Origin of the sequence: Roseicyclus sp., from assembly GCF_052168335.1 — a bacterium.
Lineage (GTDB): Bacteria > Pseudomonadota > Alphaproteobacteria > Rhodobacterales > Rhodobacteraceae > Roseibacterium.
In genome coordinates, this window is record NZ_JBQLZP010000473.1 from 1 (window position 1) to 5,896 (window position 5,896).

Annotated in this window: 6 protein-coding genes; 4 read left to right on the top strand and 2 right to left on the bottom strand. The window is 71.4% G+C overall.

The features are described from left to right. The coding region (gene cobT / locus ACTS11_RS14570; RefSeq protein ID WP_442641026.1) for a nicotinate-nucleotide--dimethylbenzimidazole phosphoribosyltransferase at positions 1-889 on the top strand (889 nt) is incomplete at its 5' end. Between the two features lie 3 nt (positions 890-892). On the opposite strand, the gene ACTS11_RS14575 is transcribed toward cobT, so the two are convergent. Next, positions 893-1,378: an Lrp/AsnC family transcriptional regulator gene (locus ACTS11_RS14575; protein WP_442641027.1), complete on the bottom strand. Its 486-nt coding sequence runs from the start codon at positions 1,376-1,378 to the stop codon at positions 893-895. A 117-nt stretch (positions 1,379-1,495) separates the two neighbouring features. Here ACTS11_RS14575 and hppD point away from each other — a divergent pair, with 117 nt between their 5' ends. Together hppD and ACTS11_RS14585 are read left to right on the top strand one after the other, a co-directional pair. Further along, complete coding sequence (gene hppD / locus ACTS11_RS14580) at positions 1,496-2,599, top strand: 4-hydroxyphenylpyruvate dioxygenase (RefSeq protein WP_442641028.1); 1,104 nt, start codon at positions 1,496-1,498, stop codon at positions 2,597-2,599. 241 nt (positions 2,600-2,840) lie between these two features. Then, positions 2,841-3,524, top strand: coding sequence for a D-lyxose/D-mannose family sugar isomerase (locus ACTS11_RS14585; protein ID WP_442641029.1), 684 nt, complete (start codon positions 2,841-2,843; stop codon positions 3,522-3,524). Between the two features lies 1 nt (position 3,525). On the opposite strand, the gene purD is transcribed toward ACTS11_RS14585, so the two are convergent. After that, positions 3,526-4,788 carry a phosphoribosylamine--glycine ligase gene (purD, locus tag ACTS11_RS14590; RefSeq protein ID WP_442641030.1) on the bottom strand — a complete coding sequence of 421 codons (1,263 nt, stop codon included), beginning with the start codon at positions 4,786-4,788 and terminating at the stop codon, positions 3,526-3,528. Positions 4,789-4,901: 113 nt separating this feature from the next. On the opposite strand from purD, the gene xseA reads away from it, so the two are divergent. Further along, on the top strand, positions 4,902-5,896 hold a 995-nt coding region (gene xseA, locus ACTS11_RS14595; protein WP_442641031.1), incomplete at its 3' end, for an exodeoxyribonuclease VII large subunit.

The window sequence follows — 5,896 nt, forward strand, 5'->3', positions numbered from 1 at the left end:
CGCGGGCACCTCGCCCGTGGACGCGATGCTGCTCGGCTGGCGCGGCGATCCGACGGCGCGCGTGCAGGCGCCGCAGGTCGCGGTCTTCGCCGGGAACCACGGCGTCGCCGCGCGCGGGGTCAGTGCCTTTCCGGCGGAAGTCACGGCGCAGATGGTCGCGAATTTCGCCGCGGGGGGAGCGGCCATCAACCAGCTCGCCGCGCTCGCGGGCGCACGGCTCGCGGTGCGGGCCATCGCGCTCGACCGGCCGACGGCGGATTTCACGCAAGGCCCCGCGATGGACGCGGGCGACTTCGCCGAGGCGCTGGCGGCGGGCTGGGAGGCGGTCGATCCGGCGGCCGACCTCCTCGTGACCGGCGAGATGGGCATCGGCAACACGACCGCCGCGGCGGCCATCGCCCATGCCCTCTACGGCGGCGAGGCGGCGGACTGGACCGGGCGCGGCACGGGCGTGGACGCGGCGGGCCTCGCCGCCAAGACCCGCGCGGTGGCCGAGGGCGTGGCCGCCAACCGCGCCGCGCTCGGCGATCCGCTGGAGGTGCTGCGCTGCCTGGGCGGGCGGGAGCTCGTGGCGATGGCGGGCGCGATGGCCCACGCGCGCTGCCTGCGCATCCCCGTCATCCTCGACGGCTTCATCTGCACCGCCGCCGCCGCCTGCCTGCACGAGGCGGTGCCGGGCGCGCTCGACCACGCGGTCGCGGGCCATGTCTCGGCCGAACACGCGCACGCTGCCCTGCTGGACCGGCTCGGCAAGGCGCCGCTCCTCTCGCTCGGCATGCGGCTCGGCGAGGGATCGGGGGCGGCGCTGGCCATCCAGGTTCTGCGGGGCGCGCTGGCCTGCCATTCGGGCATGGCGACCTTCGCCGAGGCGGGCGTCGCGGGCGGCTGAGCCTCAGAGCGGGAGCGGCGCGTCGGGCTTGATCCGGTCCATGACGATCTGGCTCTGGACGCGGCTGACGGCGGGGTGGGGCAGGAGCACGCCCTGCACCAGCCGGTTCAGCGCGGCGAGATCGACGCACCACACCCGGAGGAGGTAGTCCGCCTCGCCCGTCAGCGTCCAGGCGCCCACGATCTCGGGCTGGCGGCGGGTGAGGGCGGCGAAGTCTCGGGCATTGCCCTCGGTATGGGTCGCCATGACGATCTGGATGAAGGCCTCGACGCCGAGCCCGAGGCGCTGGGGGTCGAGGACCGCGCGGGTGGCGCGCACGATGCCCTCGGCCTCGAGCCGCTGCCGCCGCCGCGCCGCCTGGCTCGCCGAGAGGTTCAACCGCTCGCCGAGCGCCTGCGCCGTCAGCGTCGCGTCGCCCTGGATGAGGGCGAGGAGCCGGCGGTCGGTCTCGTCGAGGTGATGCGTGGATTGCGCGCTCGTTGCCTCCATGATGCGCGATATTCGCATGACCGGACCGAGAAAGCCAGCGAAACGCGCGCAGCCCGCATGGCTCGTGCGGTATCATCGGGCGCACGCGACATGACAGGACCATTCAGGAGACGCGACATGGGCCCCTTCCCGCACGACGCCCCGCGCGCCGAGATCAGCCCCGAGAACCCCGCCGGCACGGACGGGTTCGAATTCGTCGAGTTTGCCCATCCCGAGCCGCAGGTGCTGCGCGACCTCTTCGCGCGCATGGGCTACACCCACACCGCGACGCACAAGAAGAAGGCGGTGGAGCTCTGGCAGCAGGGCGACATCACCTACGTGCTGAACGCCGAGCCCGGCAGCTTCGCCGCCCGTTTCGTGGAGGAGCACGGACCCTGCGCGCCCTCGATGGCCTGGCGGGTGCGCGACGCCGAGCACGCCTTCGCGCAGGCCGTCGCGAAGGGGGCCGAGCCCTACGAGGGCGCGGACAAGACGGTCGACTGGCCCGCGATCAAGGGCATCGGCGGGTCGCTGATCTACTTCACGGACGGTTACTGGGACGCCTCGCCCTACAACGCGGAGTTCGACTGGGTCGCGGACGCCCACCCGGCGGGCGTCGGCTTCTACTACCTCGACCACCTGACGCACAACGTCTTCAGGGGGAACATGGACACCTGGTTCCGCTTCTACGGGGACCTGTTCAACTTCCGCGAGATCCGGTTCTTCGACATCGAGGGCAAGTATACGGGGCTCTTCAGCCGCGCCCTGACCTCGCCCTGCGGGCGCATCCGCATCCCGATCAACGAGGACCGGGGCGAGACCGGGCAGATCGTGAATTATCTCAAGAAATACAACGGCGAGGGTATCCAGCACATCGCGGTCGGGGCGCGGAACATCTATGACGCCGTCGACGCCATCGCCGAGCGCGGCATCCGCTTCATGCCGGGCCCGCCGGAGACCTACTACGCGCAGAGCTTCGAGCGGGTGACGGGCCATTCCGAGCCCGTGGAGCGCATGAAGCGGCACGGCATCCTGATCGACGGCGAGGGGGTCGTCGACGGGGGGGAGACGAGGATCCTGTTGCAGATCTTCTCCAAGACCGTGATCGGGCCGATCTTCTTCGAGTTCATCGAGCGCAAGGGCGACGACGGCTTCGGCGAGGGCAACTTCAAGGCGCTGTTCGAGTCGATCGAGGCCGAGGAGGCGGCGCAGGGCGACTACGGGGACGTGGCGGCCGAATAGGGCGCGCGTCGGCCGTTGCCGGAGGCGCGAAAGGGTTGCGCCGGCTGTTGCCGGCGGCGTGCAAGGGTTGCGCCGGCTGTTGCCGGCGCCGGGGAGGCGCGGCGGAGGGGGCATCGAGCCCCCTCCGCCGCGGCCCGTTCCGGGCATCTTGCGTATTTGGGGAAAGATGAAATGGGCGGGGCTTGCGCGCGGCCGGCGTATCGCGTGATCTGGCGGCGCAGGGATGGCAGGGAGGCGGCGCGTGAAACGGTCGGAGATCAACGCGATCATGGCGGAGGCGGGGGCCTTCATCCGGTCCTTCGGGTTCGTCCTGCCGCCCTTCGCGAACTGGAGCCCCGAGGAGATGCGGGCGCGGCGGGGCCAGATCGACGGGATCGTCTCGGGGCGGCTCGGTTGGGACATCACGGATTACGGGCAGGGCAGGTACGGGGAACTGGGCCTGTTCCTCTTCACGCTGCGGAACGGGCGGCTCGCCGACCTGAAGCGCGGGGGCGGCATGTGTTATGCCGAGAAGCTGCTGATCTCGAAGCGGGACCAGCTGAGCCCGATGCACCGCCATCACCTCAAGGCCGAGGACATCATCAACCGCGGCGGCGCGACGCTGGCGATCGAGCTCTTCGGCTCGGCGCCCGACGGGAGCTTCGACGGCGCGGCGGGCGGGACCGTCTTCTGCGACGGGATCGCGCGGGACTTTTCGCCGGGCGAGGTGCTGATGCTGGCGCCGGGCGAGAGCGTGACGCTGATGCCGGGGGACTGGCATGCCTTCTGGGGCGAGGGGGGCGACGTGCTGATCGGCGAGGTCTCGACCGTGAACGACGACGAGACCGACAACTGGTTCCGCGAGCCCATCGGACGCTTCGCCGAGATCGAGGAGGACGTGGCGCCGACGCATCTCCTCGTGTCGGACTACCGGACCTGGCTGTGACTCAGAGCGCGCGCCAGCCGATGTCGCGGCGGAAGACGCCTTCGGGCCAGTCGACCGCCTCGGCCATCGCGTAGGCGCGGTCGCGCGCCTCCCGCAGGGTCGCGCCCCGGGCGGTGGCGTTGAGGACGCGGCCGCCGCTGGCGACGAGGCGGCCCTCGACCCGCGCGGTGCCGGCGTGGAACATCACGTGGAAGGCATCCTCGGGGAGCGCGTCGAGGCCGCGGATCCCGGTGCCCTTCACGTAGGCGCCGGGATAGCCCTCGGCGGCGAGGACGACGGTCACGGCGTGGTCGGGCGCCCAGTTCACATGCATCTCCGACAACCGACCCTCGGCGCAGGCGAGCATGAGGTCGAGCGCCTGCGCGCCCAAGCGCATCATCAGGACCTGGGTTTCCGGGTCGCCGAAGCGGACGTTGTACTCGACGAGGCGGGGCTGGCCGCTCTCGATCATCAGGCCGGCGTAGAGGACGCCCGTGTAGGGCGTGCCGCGGCGGGCCATCTCGGCGACGGTGGGCTTCACGATGCGCTCCATCGCGGCCTCGAGGACGGCGTCGGTCATGACCGGGGCGGGGGAATAGGCGCCCATGCCGCCGGTATTGGGGCCGGTGTCTCCCTCGCCGATGCGCTTGTGGTCCTGCGCGGTGCCGACGGGCAGCACGCTTTCGCCGTCGCAGAGGACGAAGAGGCTCGCCTCCTCGCCGGTCATGAACTCCTCGATCACGACAGCGGCGCCGGCCGCGCCGAAGGCGCCGCCGAGCATGTCGTCGATGGCTTCGTGGGCCTCGTCCTCGGTCATGGCGACGACGACGCCCTTGCCGGCGGCGAGGCCGTCGGCCTTGACCACGATGGGGGCGCCATGGGCCGCGACATGGGCGTGGGCGGGAGCGGCCTCGGTGAAGCGGGCCCAGGCAGCCGTGGGGGCGTTCGAGGCGTCGCAGATCTCCTTGGTGAAGGCCTTGGAGGTTTCGAGCCGGGCTGCTTCGGCGGTGGGGCCGAATATCAGGAAACCGGCATTCCTCAAGTTATCCACAACGCCTGCTGCGAGTGGAGCTTCGGGGCCTACTATAATGAAATCGATACTGATCTCCTCGCAGAAGGCGAGAAGTGCAGCGGGGTTCAGGATATCGATATCCGAACATTCCGCGATTTCGGCGATCCCGGCGTTTCCGGGCGCGACGATCAGGCGGTCGCACTTGGGGTTCTGCAGCACGGCCCAGGCCAGCGCATGTTCGCGGCCGCCGCCGCCGAGGATGAGGATGTTCATGGGGCGCCCCTTACGCACATGCGAACGGGCCTAGCCGAGAGGGGCCGGACGGGCAAGCCGGAGGTTGCCGCAGGCCCTTCCGGAGGTGCCGCGCGCCCGCTAGGGTGGGCGCCATGGACGATCTTCTCGACGACATGCCGGAGGAGGGCGGACGCGGCAACGCGCCCGAGTTCACCGTGTCCGAGATCTCGGGCGCCGTGAAGCGAACGATCGAGAGCGGCTTCTCCCATGTCCGCGTGCGGGGCGAGATCGGGCGGCTGTCGCTGCCGCGCTCGGGGCATGTCTACCTCGACCTCAAGGACGACCGGAGCGTGCTCGCCTCGGTCATCTGGAAGGGGACGGCCGCGCGGCTGCGGCATCCGCCGGAGGAGGGGATGGAGGTGGTCGCGACGGGGCGGCTGACGACCTTTCCCGGCCAGTCGAAATACCAGCTCGTCATCGAGGACCTGCAGCCGGCCGGCGCCGGTGCCCTCATGGCGATGCTGGAGAAGCGGCGGCAGGCGCTGGCGGCCGAGGGGCTGTTCGACGAGGCGCGCAAGCGGCCGCTGCCGTTCCTGCCCGAGGTGATCGGCGTCGTGACCTCGCCCTCGGGCGCGGTGATCCGCGACATTCTCCACCGGCTGCGCGACCGTTTCCCGAGGCGCGTCCTGATCTGGCCCGCCGCCGTGCAGGGCGAGGCCTGCGTGCGCGACGTGGTGCGCGGCGTGCGGGGGTTCAACGCGCTGGCGCCGGGCGGAGCGATCCCGCGGCCCGACGTCATCATCGTCGCGCGCGGCGGCGGCAGCCTCGAGGATCTCTGGGGCTTCAACGACGAGATGATCGTGCGCGCCGTGGCCGAGAGCGCGATCCCCGTGATCTCCGCCGTGGGCCACGAGACGGACACGACGCTGATCGACCATGCTGCCGACCGGCGCGCGCCGACGCCCACGGCGGCGGCCGAGATGGCGGTGCCGGTGCGGCTGGACCTCCTCAACTGGCTCCGCGCGCAGGAGGGGCACCTCGTGCGCTCGGTGGGGCAGGCGGTCGCCATGCGGCGTCAGCGGCTCGGCGATCTCGCGCGCGGGCTGCCGCGGCCCGAGACGCTCCTCGACACCGCGCGCCAGCGGCT

Bases quoted from the DNA above. Each gene is read 5' to 3' on its own strand.
- ACTS11_RS14575 (WP_442641027.1), bottom strand. From the start codon at position 1,378: ATGGAGGCAACGAGCGCGCAATCCACGCATCACCTCGACGAGACCGAC.
- hppD (WP_442641028.1), top strand. From the start codon at position 1,496: ATGGGCCCCTTCCCGCACGACGCCCCGCGCGCCGAGATCAGCCCCGAG.
- purD (WP_442641030.1), bottom strand. From the start codon at position 4,788: ATGAACATCCTCATCCTCGGCGGCGGCGGCCGCGAACATGCGCTGGCC.